The following is a 20,769-nucleotide window of genomic DNA, read 5'->3' on the forward strand; positions in this document are numbered from 1 at the left end:
TTCACCTCACTCCAGACCTGAAGACCTTATCCCGCTGACGATGCTCGTCCCTGCAACGCCTGCGGATTCAGGACGAGAGACTGATAATGGTTTACCCAGGAAGAGTATCTCTCTGGCGCATTCCAGACCCGATAGTGTAAACGCGCCATCGTCACCGGATCGCTGAGCAAAACCAGACGCCGATCGCGATTCAGTTTCTCCGGCGTTTCGTTTAGCGCCTGCTCCACATGACGATCGCGGGCTATTTCCAGCACCTTACTGGCGCGGTGACGCGCGGTGGCCATCGCGGTCGCCAGCGCATTCAGCGACGGGTTAAATACCGCATGCATAAAGCCATCGTCCAGAATACGGCGGCGATTCATCTCCAGATATTTATCGGTATCGACCAACACCTGAGGCGGCGAATACTCTTCCGGGATCAGGAACAGCTTCCAGCGTTTGGTGCGTAATCCTACCGTTGAACGACTGGAGATCACCGAAACAAATGGCGACAGAATCAGCGAAAAGACAATCGGCGCCAGCCAGAACAGAAAGCGTAAATCCAGCCACGCCATACCCACCGCCCAGACCAGCCCCAGCAGCAGTTGAGAGCCGTGACGCATAAAGGCTTCTCCCCACGGCGTAGAATCATCGTCGCGTTGCGGTGAGTTCCAGACCACTTCCCAGCCGAGAAACGCGCTGACCACAAACACGGTATGAAACAGCATACGCACCGGCGCCAGCAACACGGAGAACAGCACTTCCAGCAACAGCGACAGCGTAACGCGCCAGAAACCGCCATACTCTTTGGTGCCTTTACACCAGATCAGCATAATACTGAGCAGCTTCGGCAGGAACAGCAGCACCATCGTTGACGCAAACAGCGCGATTGCCAGTTCCGGACGCCACTGCGGCCAGACCGGAAAAAGCTGGCGCGGCTGAAGGAAATATTGCGGCTCTGTTAACGCATGAACGACCTGCAGCGCGGTAGAAAGCGCGAGGAACATAAACCATAACGGCGCGGACAGATATGACATTACCCCGGTCAGGAACACGGCGCGATGCACCGGGTGCATTCCTTTCACCAGGAACAGACGAAAGTTCATCAGGTTGCCGTGACACCAGCGGCGGTCGCGTTTAAGCTCATCCAGCAGGTTTGGCGGCAGCTCTTCATAGGAGCCGGGGAGATCGTAGGCAATCCAGACGCCCCACCCTGCCCGACGCATTAGCGCCGCCTCCACAAAGTCGTGGGAAAGAATCGATCCGGCGAACGAACCTTCTCCCGGCAGCGGCGCCAGAGCGCAGTGCTCGATAAACGGTTTCACGCGGATAATGGCATTGTGCCCCCAGTAGTGCGACTCTCCCAACTGCCAGAAGTGCAGCCCGGCGGTAAACAGCGGCCCATAAACACGGGTCGCGAACTGTTGGCAGCGGGCATACAGAGTATCCATCCCCGACGCTTTCGGCGAAGACTGGATAATCCCGGCGTTTGGATTCGCTTCCATCAGGCGCACCAGCCCGCTCAGACACTCGCCACTCATCACTGAGTCCGCGTCCAGCACCACCATATAGCTGTACTGATTGCCCCAGCGGCGGCAAAAATCGTCAATATTGCCGCTTTTGCGTTTCATACGGCGGCGGCGGCGACGGTAAAAAATTTGGCCTTCGCCCTGCACTTCCGCAATAAGCTCCATCCACGCCTTTTGCTCCGCCACGCAGATATCCGGGTTATAACTGTCGCTAAGGATATAGACGTCGAAATGCGCGGCGTTGCCTGTGGCTTTAACGGACTCCCAGGTCGCGCGCAGACCGGCGAAAACGCGGCTAACGTCTTCATTACAGATAGGCATGATCAGCGCCGTCCGGTGTTCCGGATTGAGGGGCTCATCGCCAACCGTAGACGCGGAGATGCTGTACTTATCGCGCCCGATAAGCAGTTGCAGGAAGCCCATCAGCGCCGTCCAGAATCCGGCTGACACCCAGCAGAACAGCACGGCAAACAAAATCAGGATACCGGTTTGCAGCATGTAGGGCAGGAGCTGCATAAAGGAGACCCAAATATCCTGCCCCACCATATCCATAGGATTGATGAGCGCCCATCCCTGATAAGGCAGAATGGTCTTCATATACCAGGTCGCGACGACGGTTTGCGCCAGAGTCAAAATTAACAAAATATAGCGGCGTATAGTGCCGACGGTACGCCATTTTTGCTCGCTCGCCTGCTCTTCTTTTGTCAGACGAGAAACATAGCGCGGCGTTACATCCCGCCCACGCAGGCGATCCCAGAAACGTCCAACCGGGTTGGTTCGCCAGGGTTCGGGAAACATCGAAGAGCGCGTCGCTTTTGGCATAGCCTGCAACTGATCGCGCCCTTCATCATCTTTAATTAACTGCCCCTTCGCCAATGAATCCGGCCAGGCGTGTTCAAGGCGGGCTTTTACGGAACCCTGCGGTGAATCGTCTTCTCGCGAGTAAGTCCGATGCTCGGCATCCAGCGCCTGATGCACGGCGCGGATGTCAGTTTTCGGCAATGCCGCTTTCTCACGTTCAGAAAGCAGCAGTGCGTCAATATACTCAGTTGTTTTATTCATTGGCAGGTAACTGGTAGCTCCAGGTTTCACTTAGCGTCTGATCGGCATTCACCAATGCGGCACGCATTTCCGTGGTTTTCTTCGCGTCTTTGACTTTCACGCGCAGCATTAAACGCCAGCCTTTAGTGACTGGGTTATAGCGTACATTACTGTCAACGATTTCACCGTTATCGCCAATGCTGGTTTGCGCAGCGACAGGCGTATCCGGCGGCAGTTTTTTCATGTCGGCACCAACGAAATCCACCACAAAGGCAATAGTGCCGTCGGGCTGGCGAATCAGATTCGACTGTTTAACGTCGCCCGTTGAGCGGCGTGTTTGCAGCACCCAGGCATTATCCGGCGCATGAAGTTTATCTTCATCGCGGCTGAAGGTCAGAGTGTACTTGAAGTTCATCTCTTTACCCGGTTCCGGCAGTTGATCCGGAGTCCAGTAAGCGACAATGTTATCGTTGGTTTCATCATTGGTCGGAATTTCAACCAGTTCAACCTTACCTTTGCCCCAGTCGCCTTTCGGGGTAATCCAGGCGCTTGGACGCAGGTCGTAGCGATCGTCTAAATCTTCAAAGCGCGAGAACTCGCGGCCGCGCTGCAACAGGCCGAATCCCTGAGGGTTTTCCATCGCATAGCTGCTCACCGCGAGGTGTTTTGGATTGTTCAGCGGACGCCAAATCCACTCGCCATTACCCGCATGAATGGATAAGCCGTTCGAGTCATGCAATTCCGGACGATAGTTGGTCGTCGGCGACGGCTGGTTTGGCCCAAACAGGAACATACTGGTTAATGGCGCAACGCCCAGCTTGCCCACTTTATCGCGCAGATAGACTTTTGACTGCACGTCCACCACGGTATCGCGGCCAGGAATGATCACAAAACGGTAAGCGCCGGTCGCGCGCGGAGAATCCAGTAATGCATAGACGGTCAAACGCTTATCGGTGGGTTTTGGACGCTCAATCCAGAACTCGCGAAAGCGGGGAAACTCTTCACCAGATGGTAAGGCGGTATCAATCGCCAGGCCGCGCGCAGATAAGCCATATACCTGGCCTGCGCCGATCACGCGGAAATAGCTGGCACCAAGCATACTGACGATTTCGTCGTTCTTATCTTTACTGTTGATGGGGTACAGGACTTTGAACCCGGCGAAGCCTAAATCTTTTACCGTGTCTTTATCGTGCTGAACATTGCCAAAATTGAAGTAATCCGGGCTGTATTTGATTCTTTTGACCGTCGTCGCCGTCACTTCGTTAATCTTGACCGGCGTATCGAAGTACATCCCCTGATGGTAAAATTCGAGCTTAAAAGGGGTCTTTAAGTTGTTCCAGTAGGCTTTATCGCTGTTAAACTGGATCTGCTGATAATCCGCATATTTCATGTCGCGGAAAACGGAGGGCAAGTTGCTTTTAGGCGCCTCATAGCCTTTCCCGGCTAAAGATTGAGCTTGTTTTGCCACGTCATCAATACTGAACGCCCAGCTCGATGATGCGTAGAGCGTTAACATAATAGCTGCGCCCAACCAACGCATTTTCATCATTTGTCGTTTATGTTTCATAATAAGTAAGCACTTCCCCCTTTGTGTGCTTATATCGATCCGATCCATTTTAATGGATAATCAGGCATTACGACAACTGAATCCAGGCTTTGTTCAGCGCGCTGGCTCATGGATTAAGCACCTCCCGCGCCTGTTTTCACTTTGCGTGCTTATCCTGGAGACAGGTTGTCGGAGTTGGTGTAGGGTTGCTACCGAATGTAACTATAATTCGCCTTATGGATAAGGTGAAAAATCTGAGAATACGTGACCTTATATGAGCTCTGTACCCGCGCCGCGCGAATATTTTCTTGACTCTATCCGCGCATGGCTGATGTTGTTAGGGATTCCCTTTCATATCTCGTTGATCTATTCCACTCACAGTTGGCATGTCAATAGCGCCGCGCCATCGTGGTGGCTAACCCTGTTTAACGATTTTATCCACGCTTTTCGTATGCAGGTGTTTTTTGTTATTTCTGGTTATTTTTCGTACATGTTGTTTTTACGTTATCCGTTAAAACGCTGGTGGAAAGTACGGGTAGAACGTGTGGGTATTCCCATGCTTACCGCAATCCCTTTGCTTACCTTGCCGCAATTTATCCTGTTGCAATATGTCAAAGAGAAAACAGAGAACTGGCCTACACTCTCTGCCTATGAAAAATATAATACGTTAGCGTGGGAACTCATTTCACATCTGTGGTTTTTACTGGTGCTGGTGATATTAACCACAGTCAGCATCGGGATTTTTACCTGGTTCCAAAAAAGGCAGGAAACAAGCAAGCCTCGTCCCGCCGCTATTTCACTGGCCAAACTTTCGCTTATTTTTTTCCTGCTGGGGATCGCTTACGCCGCTATCAGGCGCATTATTTTCATCGTATATCCAGCAATCCTCAGTGACGGCATGTTCAATTTTATTGTGATGCAAACGCTATTTTATGTGCCATTTTTTATTCTCGGCGCGTTGGCCTTCATTCACCCCGATCTGAAAGCGCGCTTCACCACGCCCTCACGCGGATGCACTTTAGGCGCTGCCGTTGCTTTTATCGCGTATCTGCTGAATCAACGTTATGGGAGCGGCGACGCCTGGATGTACGAAACCGAATCCGTGATTACGATGGTCATGGGACTGTGGATGGTGAACGTGGTATTCTCACTGGGGCATCGCTTGTTAAACTTCCAGTCCGCGCGTGTCACCTATTTCGTGAATGCTTCGCTGTTTATCTATCTGGTGCATCATCCCTTAACGCTTTTCTTTGGCGCGTATATTACACCGCATATCACCTCCAACCTGATCGGGTTCTTGTGCGGGCTGATATTTGTTATGGGTATTGCGTTAATTCTGTATGAAATTCATTTACGCATCCCGCTCCTGAAATTTCTCTTTTCAGGTAAACCGCCGGTAAAACAAGAAAGCCGCGCCGCGATCGGGTAGTTTTCCGCGCGCGGGTTCACAGCAACCATTCCACAGGTAAAATTGCCGCCAACCGTACCAGAACTCGCTGCCAGAAACGCGTAGCGGGTTCTTTCTTTAACACCTTTTCCTCTTCTTGCTGACGATCGATCCAGTTAATTCGTCCCCAGCGATCCAGCCGCAGTTGCCAGGCCGCATCGCGTTGGCTCTGCGTAAAACGCTTATGAATAAGCGTCGCCAGCGTCTCACTTTCAATGACAAAGCCCATTTCGGTATTTAAAAGCGTTGAACGGGGATCAAAATTAAGCGACCCGATAAACACCTTACTACCATCAATACTGAACGTTTTAGCATGTAAGCTGGAACCTGAGTTCCCGGTGAGTCCGCGATCATGTACGGCGGTTTCATGTTCGCGGGTCGGTTTCAGTTCGTAGAGCTCCACGCCATAGCGCAGTAATTTCTTTCGCCAGCGCGCGTACCCTGCGTGAACGACCGCCACATCGTTGGCCGCCAGAGAGTTAGTTAAGATGGCGATCTTCACGCCCTTCCTGACCAGATTAAGCAACTGCGCCACGCCTGCGCGCGTAGGGACAAAGTAAGCGGAAATAATGTCGATACGCTCCGTCGGCGACCCCATCACGTCAAATAATCGCTGCGGAAGAAGCGAATGGCGCTGCGCCTTCCCCTCGCCTTTAGAAGGGTCATCGCTAAGCAAGCGTGTTTTTGCCCAAATCAGCGGCAACGTTCCGCGATCGAGATCCGCCATAAACTGGCTGGTTTCCAGCTTATGCAGATAACGGCGGGTGATCTCATCGTTATACCAGGATTCGGGAAGTTCGATACGCTGCGTCAGTTCCTGCTCAGAAAGGGATAATACTTGCTGCAATGTCGACACTGAACTACAGCGCCAGTAACGTTCAAAATCATTAGCGACATCATTGACCACCGGGCCAATGGCCATCACGTCCAGATCGGAAAATAGCGGCTCCTCGCCAGCGCCGAAATAGGCATCGCCGATGTTGCGCCCACCGACCAGCGTCACTACGCCGTCGGCAGTGTAACTTTTATTGTGCATCCGCCGATTCAGCCGCGCAAAATCCGTCAAATATCCCAGCGCGCGTAGTGTACGAAAAGAGAAAGGATTAAACAGACGAACTTCGATATTAGGATGGCTATCCAGCAAGCGCAACGTATCATCCAGACCAGGCGTATTGTTATCATCCAGCAGCAGACGAACATGAACGCCGCGCTTCGCCGCCGACAGCAGTACCGAAAAGAGCAGCCGCCCGGACATATCGTCTTCCCAAATATAATACTGCACATCCAGCGTCCGCGCCGCCATTTCGGTCAGGCGGTAGCGGGCGGCAAAAGCGTCCAGACTGTTATCCAGCGCCAGAATGCCGCACTCTCCGGGATGGCGCGCGCATAGCGGTTCAACGGCACGCTCCAGGCGTGTTTTATCAGGCAGGGTCGTCGCCTTGCTGAGTAAGTAATCTTGCGTAAAGCCGGGCAGTTTCTTCATCATAACAGACAAAGTATACCTGTTCAGGCAGAGCGTAACGGGTAATAAAATCTGAAACCGTCCTGACGGCGATCTCAGCGGCCTGGGCGCGTGGATAGCCATAAACGCCGGTACTGATTGCCGGAAAAGCGATGGAACGAAAGTGATTCGCCTCGGCAAGCAGCAAACAATTCCGGTATGCCTCTTCGAGTAGCTCAGCTTCCTGGTGTTCGCCGCCTCGCCAGACGGGCCCCACTGTGTGAATAACCGCCTTTGCCGAAAGCTTGCCAGCAGGCGTAATAACCGCATGTCCCGTCTGACATTCGCCCTGTTGCTGGCGGATGAGTTTACAGGCGTCCAGCAATGCCGGCCCCGCCGCGCGATGAATCGCGCCGTCTACGCCGCCGCCGCCCATTAATGATGCGTTAGCGGCATTCACAATCGCATCGACGCTAAGTTGAGTGATATCACCCTGTATGACCTGAAGACGTGATGTCATAACCCCCCCTTTGTCTCACCTTATCTGCAAAGTGTACAGCAGGGCTTTCAACAGAGTCGCTCTTTTTATATCTATGACACCGCCGTTAACGGTACTCAATATTCATCACCGCCATGCTTTTTTGCGCATCGAGATAATGCAGCCGAACCGTCGCAATGGACTGAATATCCTGCGGTAATCCAGATGCCTGCCGAAGGTCAATCCGGTGCATTTGCTTTTTACCTTCGCGTAGGCAGGTTAAATCAATATTTTCGGCGTGAGTAGAAATATCGCACAGTGGCTCAACAATCGCGCCGCGAAAATGGATAACGCCGCCCTGTACCGTTTGTTGCCCTACCGCAGAATGGATAAAAAAAGCGCAGATACACAGGCCTATGGCAGGGATATTTTTCTTGATTACGGACATGTTAACTCCTCAATGATTAGTCATCCTCGAGGGTTCGGCGTTACCTTTTAGCGACATGCCGAGACGATGAGACGCTTTTATCGCCTCTTTATACCCAGGTCAGCCAATCCATTTCCGCCACCATCAAAAACTACTGTGCAGAAGGCGGCCATTGTTGTGATAAATGCAGTGATTGTCCGTCCGAAACAGTAACAATAATTTTAACCGAGTCCTCTGAAGATATATTTACACTAAGACGAGACAACTCAATCGGTTGATTAGCAGGTAAAGATAGCGTTTGTTTTTGCTGTGTATGGCTTTGTCCCCCGACACCGTCGCGCACAGAGAGAATTTGCACCTGACAGACGCAGGGTTCGTTTAATGTTACCTGAGGGATCACCGTGTAAATATCGCCTTGCTGAGTTGTGGTAAACGTAATCTGATTTGAAAGTGCGGCAAGGAGCAATAAATTATGCATAATTTCCTCCCGAAAAAAAACAGGGCTTACGCCCTGTTTTTTTATTAGCGCAGACGCTAAATTAATACTGGTTAGCCGTGGCGTTGTTGCCAAAACCAACCTGACGCACCATCACGCTGGAATCAGATGCGGTCTGATTAACCAGCGCGGCGTTATTACCGCCGTATTGGCCGACAGTAATATCGGAGTTTTTAGCGTTCCACTGGTCGATGGTGGCATTGTTTCTGAAACCATTCTGAGTCAGTTCAATAGTACTATTATCCGCACCCTGGCCTACATCGGCGCCGTTACCATAACCGCTCTGGGTAATGGTCGTTTCAGATTTACGGGCATCGCTTTGCAGAGCAAGCGCAGCGTTAGCGGAACCGTACTGATAAATGCTCAACGTTGAGTCCGGGCCGGAACTATTGCCGCCGCCGTTATGATTACCGCCGCCGCCCCATTGTGGAACGACGCCTGCCAGAGCACTGCCAGAAACTACGATTGCTGCGAATGCTGCCACTTTTAAAAGTTTCATGGTAAAACCCCCATCGGATTGATTTAAAAGTCGTAACGGTATTAGCGTTGGGTGACGCGAATAGCCATCTGCGACTGTTTCTGCACTACAACTGCTGTTTTCTGCGTACCGTACTGGGTAATATTGGCCTTATTTCCAGAGCCTTTCTGGATAATAGCCGCACTATTACCGTAAGCGCTTTGCGATATACTGGCATCGTTGGCATTGCCCGTTTGCTCAATATATGCAAAGTTATAATTCCCTGCCTGGTCGACTTTCGCCCGATTATTTCCTCCTTCTTGTGAAATAACGGACAATAGTTTTGATCCTTCCTGGCGTACTCTGGCACTATTATCCGTGCCGACTTGACCAATAATGGCCGCCTGATTAAATGAAGACTTGCTTAATTCATTTACCGCAAAATTATATTCTGAACGAGCCAGATCATAATTTGTCGCGGTTGCAATCCCAGGCGCACCCAGTATTGTCAACATCATAAATAACAATTTGTTTTTCATGCTGTCACCCTGGACCTGGTCGTACATAGCGAAAACTATCTATTGCTTTGTTAGCGACATGCGTTTTTTGTTAACGCGTCGTTACGATGAAGAGTATGTCCGTGGAAACATTTTTAATAACTCACCCACGCGTGGTATTTTGTTATTTAAGCTCATACCAAAGTGCTAATAAAACGATAGCCATGTGATTTTTTATAATTGATTTTTGGCCACAGAAGAGAGTGTATCGCGCACCCAAAAAATGAAGTGTTGGTGTGTGTTATGCCACCATGGGGATGTTCTTATGCTTCCCATGGGGGGCAATACGCACAAGACGTGACACACTTCGTTTTTTTTGTCTTTGTGCTGTCCAGGTTAATGCCACGTCTCAAATTTTAAGAAAAAATAAAATCAAAACATGACTTACAATAATTAAAATGATTAAAAATCAATGAATTATTATAATTTGTATGATTTTTTAAATCTATGCAATAACAGCTAAATGTACAACTTTACTATCAAATCTAAACTTCAAAAAAACCCAAAAACAACATTTTAATATATATTTTTACATCTTGTTACAAGTTTAACACTTGCTTTAAGATTTGTAATGGCTAGATTGAAAACAGTTAAAAGTATTTTCGTAAATATTTTTCTCTTTCTGGATAATGGGCTATTTCAACCCACAGCAGTGCAACATCTGTCAGTACTTCTGGTGCCTTTATTTTATGGGGGCAGCTGTCAGATGTGCGATTAAAAAAAGTGGAGTTTCATCATGTTTAATGAAGTCCATAGTAGTCATGGTCACACACTATTGTTGATCACAAAGCCATCTCTGCAAGCTACGGCATTATTGCAACATTTAAAGCAATCGCTGGCCATAACCGGAAAACTGCATAATATTCAACGTTCTTTGGAAGATATCTCAGCCGGTTGCATTGTTTTAATGGATATGATGGAAGCGGATAAGAAGCTTATCCACTATTGGCAGGATAATTTAAGCCGCAAAAACAATAATATAAAAACATTATTGTTAAATACCCCTGACGATTATCCCTACCGTGAAATTGAAAACTGGCCTCATATTAACGGCGTGTTTTACGCCACTGAAGACCAGGAACACGTGGTCAGCGGATTACAGGGTATTCTGCGGGGCGAATGCTATTTTTCACAAAAATTAGCCAGTTACCTGATTACACACTCAGGAAATTACCGCTACAACAGCACCGAGTCCGCATTACTCACTCATCGCGAAAAAGAGATCCTCAATAAGTTACGTATTGGTGCCTCTAATAATGAAATCGCCAGGTCGCTATTTATCAGCGAGAATACGGTTAAGACACATCTTTATAATCTTTTCAAAAAGATAGCTGTCAAAAATCGCACCCAGGCAGTTTCATGGGCAAACGATAATCTCAGGCGGTAAGGCCATGAAACGCTATCTGACCTGGATTGTAGCAGCAGAGTTACTGTTCGCTACCGGAAACCTGCATGCCAATGAAGTTGAAGTCGAGGTTCCCGGATTGTTAACCGACCATACCGTCTCTTCGATAGGACATGAATTCTATCGTGCATTCAGCGACAAATGGGAAAGCGACTACACCGGCAATCTGACCATTAATGAAAGACCCAGTGCGCGTTGGGGAAGCTGGATCACCATAACGGTAAATCAGGACGTTATTTTCCAGACTTTTTTATTTCCAATGAAAAGAGACTTCGAGAAAACCGTCGTCTTCGCATTAGCGCAAACAGAGGAAGCATTAAATCGCCGACAAATAGATCAAACGCTATTAAGTACGAGTGATTTAGCGCGTGATGAATTCTAAAACATGATTTTTATCCGGAGGCTGTCATGCGTGTTAAACATGCAGTAGTGCTGCTCATGCTTTTTTCGCCATTAACCTGGGCTGGAAATATGACGTTCCAGTTCCGTAATCCTAACTTTGGTGGAAACCCCAATAACGGTTCCTTTTTATTGAATAGCGCCCAGGCGCAAAATTCATATAAAGACCCCGCTTATGATAACGATTTTGGTATCGAAACCCCCTCAGCGTTGGATAACTTTACGCAGGCTATTCAATCGCAAATTCTGGGCGGCTTGTTGACCAATATTAATACCGGGAAACCAGGACGTATGGTGACCAACGATTTTATTATCGATATCGCTAATCGCGACGGACAGCTCCAGCTCAACGTTACGGACAGAAAAACGGGAAGAACCTCGACCATCGAAGTGTCAGGTTTACAAACTCAGTCAACCGATTTTTAAGCTACAGTCACTAAAGGATATAAATCATGCCGCGCTTACTTATTTTGGTTACCGTTTTATTGTTGAGCGGATGCTTAACTGCCCCGCCGAAACAAGCTGCGAAACCGACATTAATGCCCCGCGCACAAAGTTACAAAGATTTGACGCACTTACCTGCTCCCACCGGTAAGATCTTTGTTTCGGTATATAACATTCAGGATGAAACGGGCCAATTTAAACCTTACCCGGCAAGTAACTTTTCCACGGCTGTGCCGCAGAGCGCCACCGCTATGTTGGTCACCGCGCTGAAAGATTCGCGCTGGTTTATCCCACTGGAACGACAAGGCTTACAGAATCTTTTGAATGAACGGAAAATTATTCGCGCAGCCCAGGAAAACGGCACCGTGGCGATGAATAACCGTATCCCGCTTCAGTCGCTGACGGCGGCAAATATTATGGTGGAAGGTTCTATTATTGGTTATGAAAGTAATGTCAAATCCGGCGGGGTCGGCGCAAGATATTTCGGTATTGGCGCCGATACGCAGTATCAGCTGGATCAGATTGCTGTCAACCTGCGCGTGGTTAACGTCAGTACGGGCGAGATCCTTTCTTCGGTGAACACCAGTAAAACGATCCTTTCCTATGAAGTACAGGCAGGCGTGTTCCGTTTTATTGATTACCAGCGCTTACTGGAAGGCGAAATCGGCTATACCTCGAACGAACCGGTGATGCTGTGTCTGATGTCAGCCATTGAAACCGGCGTTATCTTCCTCATTAATGATGGTATCGATCGCGGCCTGTGGGATTTGCAGAATAAAGCGGACAGGCAAAATGATATTCTGGTGAAATACCGTGAGCTGTCAGTACCGCCAGAATCCTGATGAATACGACAAAGCGTGGGGAAGACCCCACGCTTTTTTTATTTTGTGACCGCCGTATTCGCTGAATGTTGCTCGCGGCGTGATGCCAGCCATAGCCCACTATTTTTCATGGCATAGCCAAAGATTAGCCCCAGCGCCAGCGACGGTAATACCAACCGCCAGTCACCCTGCCCTGCAAATGTCGCGCAGGCGCCGATAAATGTTCCCGGAACAAAAGAAAGCAATAGCTGCTTTGCCTGGATACACATCAGGAATGCCACGATCCCCGTCAACACGTAACTGACAATTTCCAGATGCGGCGCCAGCGCGCTACCGTGAATAATGACCAGCGCCCACACCATACCGCTTAACAGCGTACAGGCGGAAAGCAACAATCCCTTAAAGCCGCCCTGCGGACAGGCGAAATAAGCCGTACAGCCTAAAAAACCGGCCCAGCTTAGTAACCCCAGGGAGACGGCCACCCATCCCCATATTCCAGAAAGGATGCCCGTCGTGATAGCAATAGAAAGAAGTATGTTCATGGCGCGCATCATAACAGAAAAGCGGCACATTAATGAGATCACGCACACATTTTATGCAATTATGTAAAACCAGTTGCAGTTAAAAGTGATTTACATCACATTATTCTTCATCTTCTTCCTGAAGTTCATCCCACATGGCCCCTATCGCATCACGCGTTAGCGGCGCCAAAGTGCGCCAGAATGGCGTAACGGCATGGGCTTCAACTTTACCGAGGAAGGTATTGCACCAGGGAAGCAGATAATCGGCAAATAAGGTTTCCAGCGCTTCACTTTCATCTTCGGCAGACTGATCTTCCAGCCAGGAGGCCGCGAGCAATAAAGTACCAATGTGATCGGCAGGCGTATCGGCCAGCGGCATCCCTCGCGACGTTAAAAAAGCGCGCACCTCAGACTCTTCCGCGCCTTCGACCCACGCACTGCGGTATGGCGCTACCGCGCACTCTTCCCCAACAAATAACGCATTGTAATCAGTGGAAATCTGCGTGATATCGCAGCTTTTCTGTAAACGCGCCAGCATATCATCCTGCTCCAGCGGCCAGTTTGCCGCCAGTTTACCTTCACGGATTAACGTAAACAGCGGAACCAGTAAAGGATCTTGCGGTTGGCGGTAATACAACGATCCCAGCACACGGCACAGGATTGAAAACTCATTCATTGATATCTTCCCGTAAATAACGATTAAAGTTCGGCAAATTCCGGTACAGGCGCCATACCGCGTGATTCGAGAAAGGCCAGTAAGCGCTGCGGCGAGACGTTCAGGATTCGATCTTCCGGAAAATTCACCGCATCCAGAATTTTCCGGCATTCGGTGAAATCGCCAAGCGTAAAGGCCGTATGGGAATCAGAGCCTAACGCTACCCAGCCTCCCGCATCGCGTACGGCGGCAGCGACCGCGCGGCAATTATCTTCGCTTCCTTTACGCGAATGCAGAAAAGAAGAGTTGTTGATTTCCAGCGCTACATGGTGTTTCGCCGCCGCCTGCGCGATGGCGTTAACCTCCACTGGATACTTTGGATTTCCGGGGTGACTAATTATATGCACCTTGCCGCTGGCGATGGTCGCGATCATCGCCTGAGTATTGGTTTCTTTATCATGCGGCGCAAAAACGGGCTCATGAAAGCCTGCGATAATCAGATCCAGCGAGTCGAACATCTTTCCGGAGCAATCAATTTCACCGTTAATGTTCTTGATATTCGCCTCAATGCCACGCAGTATCCCCACGCCGTCAACCAGACGCGGCCAGATGCGCATGTTAATAAAATGCCAGTGATGCGGCGCATCTTCCATGTCCGGACCATGGTCGGTAATCGCAAAAAGTTTAATGCCTTTGCGTTTGGCTTCCGCGATATAATCGCTCAGAGTACTGTAGGCATGAGTGCTGGCGACGGTATGCATATGCAGGTCAACGGGATACATTGCTCTCTCCTGTAGTCATTTCCGACAAGGATAGCAGGTATCGCCAGCGTTTTTTAGCGAAACCCGGCCCGCGCCGGGTTGATGTCAATATCCTCTCGCCCGATCCACCTGCCCCGTCACCGGCTCTCCCTTCTCCAGCTGGGTAATTGTGCGGCTAATATAATCGATGGCTTCCGCCGGACGGGTGACTGCCGCAATGTGCGGCGTCATGGCGACTCGCGGATGGCGCCATAATGGGCTTTCCTGCGGTAACGGTTCCTGGCTAAAGACATCCAACATCGCGCCTTTTAGCTTACCGCTATCAAGCGCAGCCAGCAGATCAGCCTCCTGAACATGAACGCCGCGCGCGAGATTCAGCACGTAGGCGCCATCCGGCAATTGATCCAACAATTCGCTATTAATAATTCCTACCGTTTGGGCCGTATTCGGCAGCAGATTAATCAGCACCCGCGTCTGGTTCAGGAAAGCGCGCAGCTCTTCACACCCCACATAACTTTCCACGCCAGGCCAGGATTTGCGGCTACGACTCCAGCAACGTAACGGGAACCCCCACGCCTGTAGACTTTCTGCCACTTTTGCGCCCAGCACCCCTGCGCCCATGATACCGACGCTAAATTCTTCGCGGGTATATTCCGGCAGCGGTTTCCATAGCGCCTGATTCTTCAGCGCCTGATAATCATCGAAACGACGGAACCAGTGTAATACCTGGCTGACGGCATACTCCTGCATTTGCAGGCCCATTCCGGTATCTTCCAGACGGAATAGAGGAATGGAGGCGTCCAGCATTTCCGGATGCGCATTTAATTTACTCAGAATTGCATCCACCCCCGCGCCCAGCGCAAAGACGGCTTTTAAGCGTCTTCCGGCCAGCATTTCAACCGGGGGCTGCCATACAAGCGCATAGTCTGCGGGGTTGTTATCACCGACCTTCCATTCACGAACGCGCGCATGTGGGAGAGCCTTCTCCAGCGCATTTACCCACCAGGCGGCGTTAAATGTCGGGTGATAAAAAATTATCTCCATGTTATCTCCTGAGCAGTATGGTGCGGAATGTGATTGCGCCTGTTATCAGCGTTTTCAACGGGATGTGCAGCATAGCAAATTTCCCGGCGCGGGCAAAAAAAGCAGTTTTCGCCTATTAAAGCCACAGATTGGTGGAAGTTTGTATAAACGCGCTTTTTTTTAAAAAAGTTGATTGACGTAGAAAAGATATTTCCCTACATTAGCGCCCGTTCCAGTAATGCTGGAGCGACAATTTGGTGAGGTGTCCGAGTGGCTGAAGGAGCACGCCTGGAAAGTGTGTATACGGCAACGTATCGGGGGTTCGAATCCCCCCCTCACCGCCATATTTAAGTTGAGAGCCTGTACAGAAGTACGGGCTTTTTGCTTATATGTATCCCCCAAACCAAGGGGGGATGAGAACACCCGACCGGGGTTCGACACAAAAACGCCGGGAGCGTTTTTGAACAGAGCTTGCTCTGGCCCCGAAGGGGCGAGGCCCAGGGATGGGCTGAATAGCGGCGCAGCCAGTTGGACAGACGACGAGCTTGCGAGGAGACTGCCCGAAGGGCGAGCGCAGCGAGTCAATCCCCCCCTCACCGCCATATTTAAGTTGAGAGCCTGTACAGAAGTACGGGCTTTTTGCTTATATGTGACCCGTCCATTGCCGGATGGCGGCACAGTTCACGGGCGCCTTATCCGGTCTACATAAGCGCAGCGCCACCGGGCAATAACACCACCATCCGGCTTTCAATTTTAGCCAAGAATTTCAGTGAGTTTTACTTTGCGCCCCTCGTTTGAGGAAAGCGTCGCAGCATCAGCGGTAGCAATGGCATTTGTCGCCGCTTCTCCCGTTAGCAATTTAGCAAACTCCTCGCCTGACTCCAGACCGTTTATCACATCATGCAAGTACTGCATCTCCAGTTTCATAATTGATGAGAGCCACATCGGCGTACGTTTACCGGGTTTACCATAAGCGATTGCGCCATCCATCTCGCTGGATATGTTACCGTTGCGACGATCGTCATCCTCCGCCTGGCTTTCATGCACAAGAAAGTGTGTTTTTTTGCCCGCTTTTATTAGATAACCAGCCGTATTTTGCATATCAATGAGAATTGCACCTGTCGTGCCCTCAATTAATACATAGTGCTCAGGGTAGTGGAACGATGATCCCCACTGAAGTGTCGCGAAACGACCGCTTTCGAACTCAAGAGTGATTAGGACAACATCATCTTCATCACCAAATTTTTCACCTTTGTGCGCAACATTCCCCGCCGCCATTGAAACCAGGGATGGGGTTTCATCCATGATGAACAGTGTACAATCTAGCTCGTGAATGTGATGGTACAGATGCCCGCCTGACTTTGCGCGAATCTTCTTCCATGAGATCTCATCCTGCACGTCTTCAAAACCATTACGTTTAGTGTGAACTTGTGTAACTTCACCGATTTCACCGGCTTTGATGAGCGCTTTAGCGTGGCGAACCCCGTGAAAAAAGTTCATAACGTGACCCGCCATAAAGGTAACACCAGCTTCTTTGCAGGCATCAACCATATCCTTACAATCCAGGTAATTTAAGGCGATAGGTTTTTCACAAAACACGTGTTTACCCGCTTTAGCCGCCGCAATGACCGGCGCTTTATGTAAGTAATTTGGTGAAGCAATAATTACGCAATCCACATCAGGATGGGTACAAAGCGCCTCCATTGTTGCAGTGGCGACACAGTTCAGCTCTTTCGCTATCGGATCCGCATTTACCGGATCGTAAATCGCAGTGATTTTCGCTCCTTCAACCTTAGACATAAATCGCGCCAGTTCAGCGCCAAAATAACCCGTACCTACAACACCGTATTTCGTCATCATTTATCCTCTATTAAAATTCTTTTGTTGACTGAAACCTTTCACGACGTGCTTTTAGCCTATCCGGAATGGATAAGCCAATAATGAGTAGAATTGTTGCGGTCCAGAAGGCAACAATGAACGTTAGCGCAGCGCCTAGCCCCATTGTTATTCCAAGCCAGGTCGCCGCCATTGAATTGAATGTGCCTGATGTCGCAGCAAGATTGTAAATCAGCCCGGTACCCAAACCACGAACCTCAAGAGGAAAGTAGTCGTAGAGAAATTTGGGAACCAGCCCGCCAACACCTACGTTAGTCGCCATTAAACCGAATAAACATGCGCCCAGCAGTAAATAATTATCTTGCGGAATTCTGAATAACGGGAAAATGAATAAAAAGGACATGAGAAGACCAATGCTGAACGTTTTCTTCAAACCAATTCTATCTGCGCACAGACCCCAAACGATATTTCCCAATACAGTGCCGAATGCCGCCGCCGTCATTAAATTAGAGACCACGCCCGTATCAAAGCCCTCTCCCGCCAAATATGTAGGCAGTAGACCAAAGATCGGCCAGTTTGCGCCGAAAATAGAGAACAGAACAATAAATACACATAATGTCAGTGGAAATTGAGCTCGATTAAATAGCCCTTTCATTGACAAAGAGAAAACTGACCAGGCACTTTGTGAGTGCTTTCCGAGACCACTGAGTTTGGCTTCTTCCCACTCTTTAGATTCAGGAGCCCTGGCCCGGATGTAGATTACTAAAAGAACGGGTAGCAAACCGACAAAAAAAGCAGCACGCCAACCATACGCTTCGGCAAATGACGGCATAAAGTAGGCTGCTATGATGTTACCAATACCGAAACCTGAAACCAGAAATGCGCTCGCTTTAGATTTTAAATGCTTTGGCCAACTTTCCACGGCATAAGTAGAAGCGCAAGCATACTCCCCCGCCATCCCCATACCGACAATGAAACGACTAAGCGTCAGCATAATTACACCGGAAGCCAGGCCACTTAACCCTGTACCTACAGAATAGGCAACTATCGACCACATCATTAACGGCTTACGGCCAAATTTATCTGCCAGCAGACCAAATAGCGCCCCGCCAAATGGTCGCCCAATAAAGGCCGCTGTGGCAAGGAATGCGCCCTCCATATCTGTCAATCCTAAGTCAGCCTTGATCAGATACATAATGTAGAAAATCAGCATAAAGTCGAAGCCATCAAAAACGTAACCCAGCCATGCTGAAAATAAAGCATTTTTTTGTGGACGAGTTATCTCGCTATACCACGGGAAGAATTTTGCTATCACAATAAAACCCTTATTTGCTGTTACCGTCTGAAATGCTTACGGAATTAATTTTTAAGTCATATCAATTGCCGAATAAGACACTATCAACCGGCACTTTCCGACAACCGCCTGAGATCGTAGCTATGTAAAGCGTATATTCATTGTTTATCATCCTTATTCGTAGCTACGTTAAGGACGTGAATACTCAAGACAAAGTCTAACGTTCTGTAACGTAGCCACGGGCTATAAGATTATCGATATGAATACTAAGCAAAGATTAGTACAGTAACTCTTTAACCTTTCTCAAAAGTGGTATTGTAATCCAACGCGATAACGGGTCTGTCTCTCATCGGTATTATTTCTCACCGCTACATTTCCGACCTCAACGTATGGTGTAAATGACTTATTCAGTTTCCAGGCTAAAGCCACATTATGCTCATAGTTTGTTTTTTTGTTATCAAATTTAATTTGATCGCTATCCATCCAGGTAAAGTTATATTCTAATTTCAACTCATCAAAAACATAACCTATATAAGTATCAAATCTATTCGTTTTCTCATCATCATTGTAGTTAGCTGTCTTTCTTGCATAGTCATAGCGGTAACGACCAGCCATATAAATACCAGAATCAAAATTATATTGCACCCTTAAATAAGGCTTATAAATTGAAGTGTCTGGACCGCTTTCAAATATAAATCCAGGCTGCAAAACAAAATGGTCCGTAACTTTATAATTATAACTTACGCCCAGTTCTATAGCGTTTGCGACGAGATCGCTTAAATGCTTATCCTGCTCACCATCTACTCCTCCCGATTTAACGCTGGCATCGACATAAAAACCAATGCCGTTAGGAAGTTTTTCAATTATAGCAATACGGTCTTTATTAATTCTGGTTCTATCAGCATATTCATGCCGATAATCAAGGGTTGCCGCTTGTAGATATGATGAAAATGCTATAAACGAAACCATACCCAGAAGATATCTGTTGATTTTCATAAAATACTCCGCTTATCAATTAACTTTATTTTTGTATTTAAAAATTATTTTATTAATAAATTACCATCACGCATGGTAAAGGAGGTTACAGACGAAACAGGTTTCCCTTTAGCATTTTCACCACCGATAAGGAAAACTTCATCACCATAACTTACTGATACACCATAGCCGAGAGGTTGTTTCATTTTACCCATATATTGCCAATGGCCATTAACCAAACCATAGACTTCATCTCGCCATTTTTTATTTATTCCTTCGTGGGAATAAAACTTTCCATTGGTATAATTTTGTTTTGCTCCCGGAAAATTCGCGCCACCACCGACAAGCAGGACACCGTGACTATAGCCCGAAAATGCTCCGGCCAACCCTTCCTGCTGTTGTTCTCCAGGCGATGGCGGTAACTGGCTGTTCTTCAACCATGTTAGCTTATCGTTATCCCACATGGCGCGGTAAATCACATCGGTACGTAAACCCGGTTTGAGCTCACCATTAATCAGCATCAGGAAATTATTTTCCATTACCGATGACGATCCTGCCGTCCCCGCGCCTGGCAGCTCACCGGCATTCTTCCATGTGTTCTCTTTAGCATTGTAGATAAATACGATTTTATTAAAAAAATAATCTTTGGCAGGTTTATTAAAATAATTATAGATGACTTTGTTTTTTTCACTTTCATCCGCAGCCGCAGCCGCTATATCAATAAAATACTTATCAAAGATATGCTCATTAACCCCTCCGGTAATAAGTACCATCGTTTCGTTTAATTTTACTCCCGTATGCCCTGTTAATCCAACTGGAGATATAGTGTCAACTTTTTGCCATGTATTTTTCACCGGTGAGTATTTGTACACATCGCTATAAACCTGCAACGGTGATTCACTGTTTTTTTTCCCTACGCCACCAAAAACATAAAGCTCATCATTTAAAAATACCGACACGGATTGCTCACGAGCTCCACCAGGAAACGACTTTATACGCTCCCAGTCTTTATGTTGCTTTTTAAGATCAATTTTATACCAGGATGTCCCTGCGGTACCTAAGCCGACATAAATCACGCCATTATTATCAATAGCGCCAGTACCATTTTTCAGTGGTTCTGGTATATCAGGAAGCGTCGTTGCATATCCTGATGTGGTGATAGCGACTGATAAACATAGCGCCATTAGCGTCATCATTTTCTTAAAGTTTTTCATCTGCATCCCCATGCGAAGAAATA

At 48.4% G+C, this 20,769-nt stretch carries 21 protein-coding genes and 1 tRNA gene; 6 read left to right on the forward strand and 16 right to left on the reverse strand.

What is annotated here, in order from left to right; genetic code table 11:
• Positions 1 to 26 precede the first annotated feature (26 nt).
• Together mdoH and mdoG are read right to left on the reverse strand one after the other, a co-directional pair.
• Positions 27 to 2,570: a glucans biosynthesis glucosyltransferase MdoH gene (mdoH, locus tag NA389_RS11195; RefSeq protein ID WP_001044615.1), complete on the reverse strand. Its 2,544-nt coding sequence runs from the start codon at positions 2,568 to 2,570 to the stop codon at positions 27 to 29.
• On the reverse strand, positions 2,563 to 4,098 hold the full coding sequence (gene mdoG / locus NA389_RS11200) for a glucans biosynthesis protein MdoG (RefSeq protein ID WP_001562609.1): 1,536 nt from the start codon (positions 4,096 to 4,098) through the stop codon (positions 2,563 to 2,565). The genes mdoH and mdoG overlap by 8 nt, the downstream gene beginning before the upstream one ends.
• Before the next feature lie 271 nt (positions 4,099 to 4,369).
• Here mdoG and mdoC point away from each other — a divergent pair, with 271 nt between their 5' ends.
• Positions 4,370 to 5,524: a glucans biosynthesis protein MdoC gene (gene mdoC, locus NA389_RS11205; protein ID WP_000100058.1), complete on the forward strand. Its 1,155-nt coding sequence runs from the start codon at positions 4,370 to 4,372 to the stop codon at positions 5,522 to 5,524.
• 16 nt (positions 5,525 to 5,540) lie between these two features.
• On the opposite strand, the gene NA389_RS11210 is transcribed toward mdoC, so the two are convergent.
• From NA389_RS11210 to csgB, 6 genes are all read right to left on the reverse strand, one after another.
• Positions 5,541 to 7,028, reverse strand: coding sequence for a phospholipase D family protein (locus tag NA389_RS11210; RefSeq protein ID WP_000976323.1), 1,488 nt, complete (start codon positions 7,026 to 7,028; stop codon positions 5,541 to 5,543).
• Positions 6,964 to 7,503 carry an O-acetyl-ADP-ribose deacetylase gene (gene ymdB / locus NA389_RS11215; RefSeq protein WP_000203941.1) on the reverse strand — a complete coding sequence of 180 codons (540 nt, stop codon included), beginning with the start codon at positions 7,501 to 7,503 and terminating at the stop codon, positions 6,964 to 6,966. The genes NA389_RS11210 and ymdB overlap by 65 nt, the downstream gene beginning before the upstream one ends.
• Positions 7,504 to 7,588: 85 nt before the next feature.
• A complete protein-coding gene (locus NA389_RS11220) occupies positions 7,589 to 7,909 on the reverse strand; it encodes a type 1 fimbrial protein (RefSeq protein WP_000111255.1) in 321 nt (106 codons plus the stop codon).
• Between the two features lie 130 nt (positions 7,910 to 8,039).
• Positions 8,040 to 8,366: a curli assembly chaperone CsgC gene (gene csgC / locus NA389_RS11225; RefSeq protein ID WP_000551739.1), complete on the reverse strand. Its 327-nt coding sequence runs from the start codon at positions 8,364 to 8,366 to the stop codon at positions 8,040 to 8,042.
• 61 nt (positions 8,367 to 8,427) lie between these two features.
• Positions 8,428 to 8,883, reverse strand: coding sequence for a curli major subunit CsgA (csgA, locus tag NA389_RS11230; RefSeq protein ID WP_000771416.1), 456 nt, complete (start codon positions 8,881 to 8,883; stop codon positions 8,428 to 8,430).
• A 41-nt stretch (positions 8,884 to 8,924) separates the two neighbouring features.
• Positions 8,925 to 9,380, reverse strand: a complete 456-nt coding sequence (gene csgB, locus NA389_RS11235; protein WP_000791656.1) for a curli minor subunit CsgB — start codon at positions 9,378 to 9,380, stop codon at positions 8,925 to 8,927.
• 754 nt (positions 9,381 to 10,134) lie between these two features.
• Here csgB and csgD point away from each other — a divergent pair.
• Genes csgD through csgG form a run of 4 tightly spaced genes read left to right on the forward strand, consistent with a single transcriptional unit; the run spans position 10,135 to position 12,488 of the window.
• Entirely contained in the window at positions 10,135 to 10,785 is a 651-nt protein-coding gene (gene csgD / locus NA389_RS11240; protein WP_000481517.1) for a biofilm master transcriptional regulator CsgD, read from the forward strand.
• A gap of 4 nt (positions 10,786 to 10,789) precedes the next feature.
• On the forward strand, positions 10,790 to 11,185 hold the full coding sequence (gene csgE, locus NA389_RS11245) for a curli production assembly/transport protein CsgE (RefSeq protein ID WP_000833305.1): 396 nt from the start codon (positions 10,790 to 10,792) through the stop codon (positions 11,183 to 11,185).
• A 26-nt stretch (positions 11,186 to 11,211) separates the two neighbouring features.
• Positions 11,212 to 11,628, forward strand: coding sequence for a curli production assembly/transport protein CsgF (gene csgF / locus NA389_RS11250; protein ID WP_001264073.1), 417 nt, complete (start codon positions 11,212 to 11,214; stop codon positions 11,626 to 11,628).
• A 26-nt stretch (positions 11,629 to 11,654) separates the two neighbouring features.
• Complete coding sequence (gene csgG, locus NA389_RS11255; RefSeq protein ID WP_079917084.1) at positions 11,655 to 12,488, forward strand: curli production assembly/transport protein CsgG; 834 nt, start codon at positions 11,655 to 11,657, stop codon at positions 12,486 to 12,488.
• A gap of 38 nt (positions 12,489 to 12,526) precedes the next feature.
• On the opposite strand, the gene NA389_RS11260 is transcribed toward csgG, so the two are convergent.
• The 4 genes from NA389_RS11260 to ghrA all read right to left on the reverse strand — a co-directional run bounded on the left by NA389_RS11260 (position 12,527) and on the right by ghrA (position 15,448).
• Positions 12,527 to 13,009, reverse strand: a complete 483-nt coding sequence (locus NA389_RS11260) for a DUF1097 domain-containing protein (RefSeq protein WP_023212476.1) — start codon at positions 13,007 to 13,009, stop codon at positions 12,527 to 12,529.
• A 100-nt stretch (positions 13,010 to 13,109) separates the two neighbouring features.
• Entirely contained in the window at positions 13,110 to 13,664 is a 555-nt protein-coding gene (locus NA389_RS11265; RefSeq protein ID WP_001001890.1) for a TorD/DmsD family molecular chaperone, read from the reverse strand.
• 23 nt (positions 13,665 to 13,687) lie between these two features.
• Positions 13,688 to 14,425, reverse strand: coding sequence for a phosphatase (locus NA389_RS11270; protein WP_000283646.1), 738 nt, complete (start codon positions 14,423 to 14,425; stop codon positions 13,688 to 13,690).
• An 84-nt stretch (positions 14,426 to 14,509) separates the two neighbouring features.
• Positions 14,510 to 15,448, reverse strand: coding sequence for a glyoxylate/hydroxypyruvate reductase GhrA (gene ghrA, locus NA389_RS11275; protein WP_000402547.1), 939 nt, complete (start codon positions 15,446 to 15,448; stop codon positions 14,510 to 14,512).
• A 235-nt stretch (positions 15,449 to 15,683) separates the two neighbouring features.
• On the opposite strand from ghrA, the gene NA389_RS11280 reads away from it, so the two are divergent.
• A tRNA-Ser gene (locus tag NA389_RS11280) sits at positions 15,684 to 15,771 on the forward strand.
• Positions 15,772 to 16,180: 409 nt separating this feature from the next.
• On the opposite strand, the gene NA389_RS11285 is transcribed toward NA389_RS11280, so the two are convergent.
• From NA389_RS11285 to NA389_RS11300, 4 genes are all read right to left on the reverse strand, one after another.
• The gene (locus NA389_RS11285) at positions 16,181 to 17,287 is read right to left on the reverse strand and encodes a Gfo/Idh/MocA family protein (protein WP_000988593.1); all 1,107 of its coding nucleotides are present in this window, start codon (positions 17,285 to 17,287) and stop codon (positions 16,181 to 16,183) included.
• Between the two features lie 10 nt (positions 17,288 to 17,297).
• Positions 17,298 to 18,578, reverse strand: a complete 1,281-nt coding sequence (locus tag NA389_RS11290; RefSeq protein WP_000560753.1) for an MFS transporter — start codon at positions 18,576 to 18,578, stop codon at positions 17,298 to 17,300.
• A 282-nt stretch (positions 18,579 to 18,860) separates the two neighbouring features.
• On the reverse strand, positions 18,861 to 19,553 hold the full coding sequence (locus NA389_RS11295) for an oligogalacturonate-specific porin KdgM family protein (RefSeq protein ID WP_000700859.1): 693 nt from the start codon (positions 19,551 to 19,553) through the stop codon (positions 18,861 to 18,863).
• Positions 19,554 to 19,597: 44 nt separating this feature from the next.
• Positions 19,598 to 20,758, reverse strand: a complete 1,161-nt coding sequence (locus NA389_RS11300) for an N-acetylneuraminate epimerase (RefSeq protein ID WP_000525757.1) — start codon at positions 20,756 to 20,758, stop codon at positions 19,598 to 19,600.
• Between the last annotated feature and the right edge of the window lie 11 nt (positions 20,759 to 20,769).

The organism is Salmonella sp. NW645 (assembly GCF_051703725.1).
Lineage (GTDB): Bacteria > Pseudomonadota > Gammaproteobacteria > Enterobacterales > Enterobacteriaceae > Salmonella > Salmonella enterica.

Coding starts and splice junctions, on each gene's coding strand:
- NA389_RS11295 (WP_000700859.1), bottom strand. CDS start 19,553: ATGAAAATCAACAGATATCTTCTGGGTATGGTTTCGTTTATAGCATTT.
- csgC (WP_000551739.1), bottom strand. CDS start 8,366: ATGCATAATTTATTGCTCCTTGCCGCACTTTCAAATCAGATTACGTTT.
- NA389_RS11270 (WP_000283646.1), bottom strand. CDS start 14,425: ATGTATCCCGTTGACCTGCATATGCATACCGTCGCCAGCACTCATGCC.
- csgG (WP_079917084.1), top strand. CDS start 11,655: ATGCCGCGCTTACTTATTTTGGTTACCGTTTTATTGTTGAGCGGATGC.
- NA389_RS11285 (WP_000988593.1), bottom strand. CDS start 17,287: ATGATGACGAAATACGGTGTTGTAGGTACGGGTTATTTTGGCGCTGAA.
- ymdB (WP_000203941.1), bottom strand. CDS start 7,503: ATGACATCACGTCTTCAGGTCATACAGGGTGATATCACTCAACTTAGC.
- NA389_RS11220 (WP_000111255.1), bottom strand. CDS start 7,909: ATGTCCGTAATCAAGAAAAATATCCCTGCCATAGGCCTGTGTATCTGC.
- NA389_RS11260 (WP_023212476.1), bottom strand. CDS start 13,009: ATGAACATACTTCTTTCTATTGCTATCACGACGGGCATCCTTTCTGGA.
- mdoC (WP_000100058.1), top strand. CDS start 4,370: ATGAGCTCTGTACCCGCGCCGCGCGAATATTTTCTTGACTCTATCCGC.
- ghrA (WP_000402547.1), bottom strand. CDS start 15,448: ATGGAGATAATTTTTTATCACCCGACATTTAACGCCGCCTGGTGGGTA.
- NA389_RS11210 (WP_000976323.1), bottom strand. CDS start 7,028: ATGATGAAGAAACTGCCCGGCTTTACGCAAGATTACTTACTCAGCAAG.
- csgA (WP_000771416.1), bottom strand. CDS start 8,883: ATGAAACTTTTAAAAGTGGCAGCATTCGCAGCAATCGTAGTTTCTGGC.
- mdoH (WP_001044615.1), bottom strand. CDS start 2,570: ATGAATAAAACAACTGAGTATATTGACGCACTGCTGCTTTCTGAACGT.
- csgD (WP_000481517.1), top strand. CDS start 10,135: ATGTTTAATGAAGTCCATAGTAGTCATGGTCACACACTATTGTTGATC.
- mdoG (WP_001562609.1), bottom strand. CDS start 4,098: ATGATGAAAATGCGTTGGTTGGGCGCAGCTATTATGTTAACGCTCTAC.
- csgF (WP_001264073.1), top strand. CDS start 11,212: ATGCGTGTTAAACATGCAGTAGTGCTGCTCATGCTTTTTTCGCCATTA.
- csgE (WP_000833305.1), top strand. CDS start 10,790: ATGAAACGCTATCTGACCTGGATTGTAGCAGCAGAGTTACTGTTCGCT.
- NA389_RS11300 (WP_000525757.1), bottom strand. CDS start 20,758: ATGGGGATGCAGATGAAAAACTTTAAGAAAATGATGACGCTAATGGCG.
- NA389_RS11265 (WP_001001890.1), bottom strand. CDS start 13,664: ATGAATGAGTTTTCAATCCTGTGCCGTGTGCTGGGATCGTTGTATTAC.
- csgB (WP_000791656.1), bottom strand. CDS start 9,380: ATGAAAAACAAATTGTTATTTATGATGTTGACAATACTGGGTGCGCCT.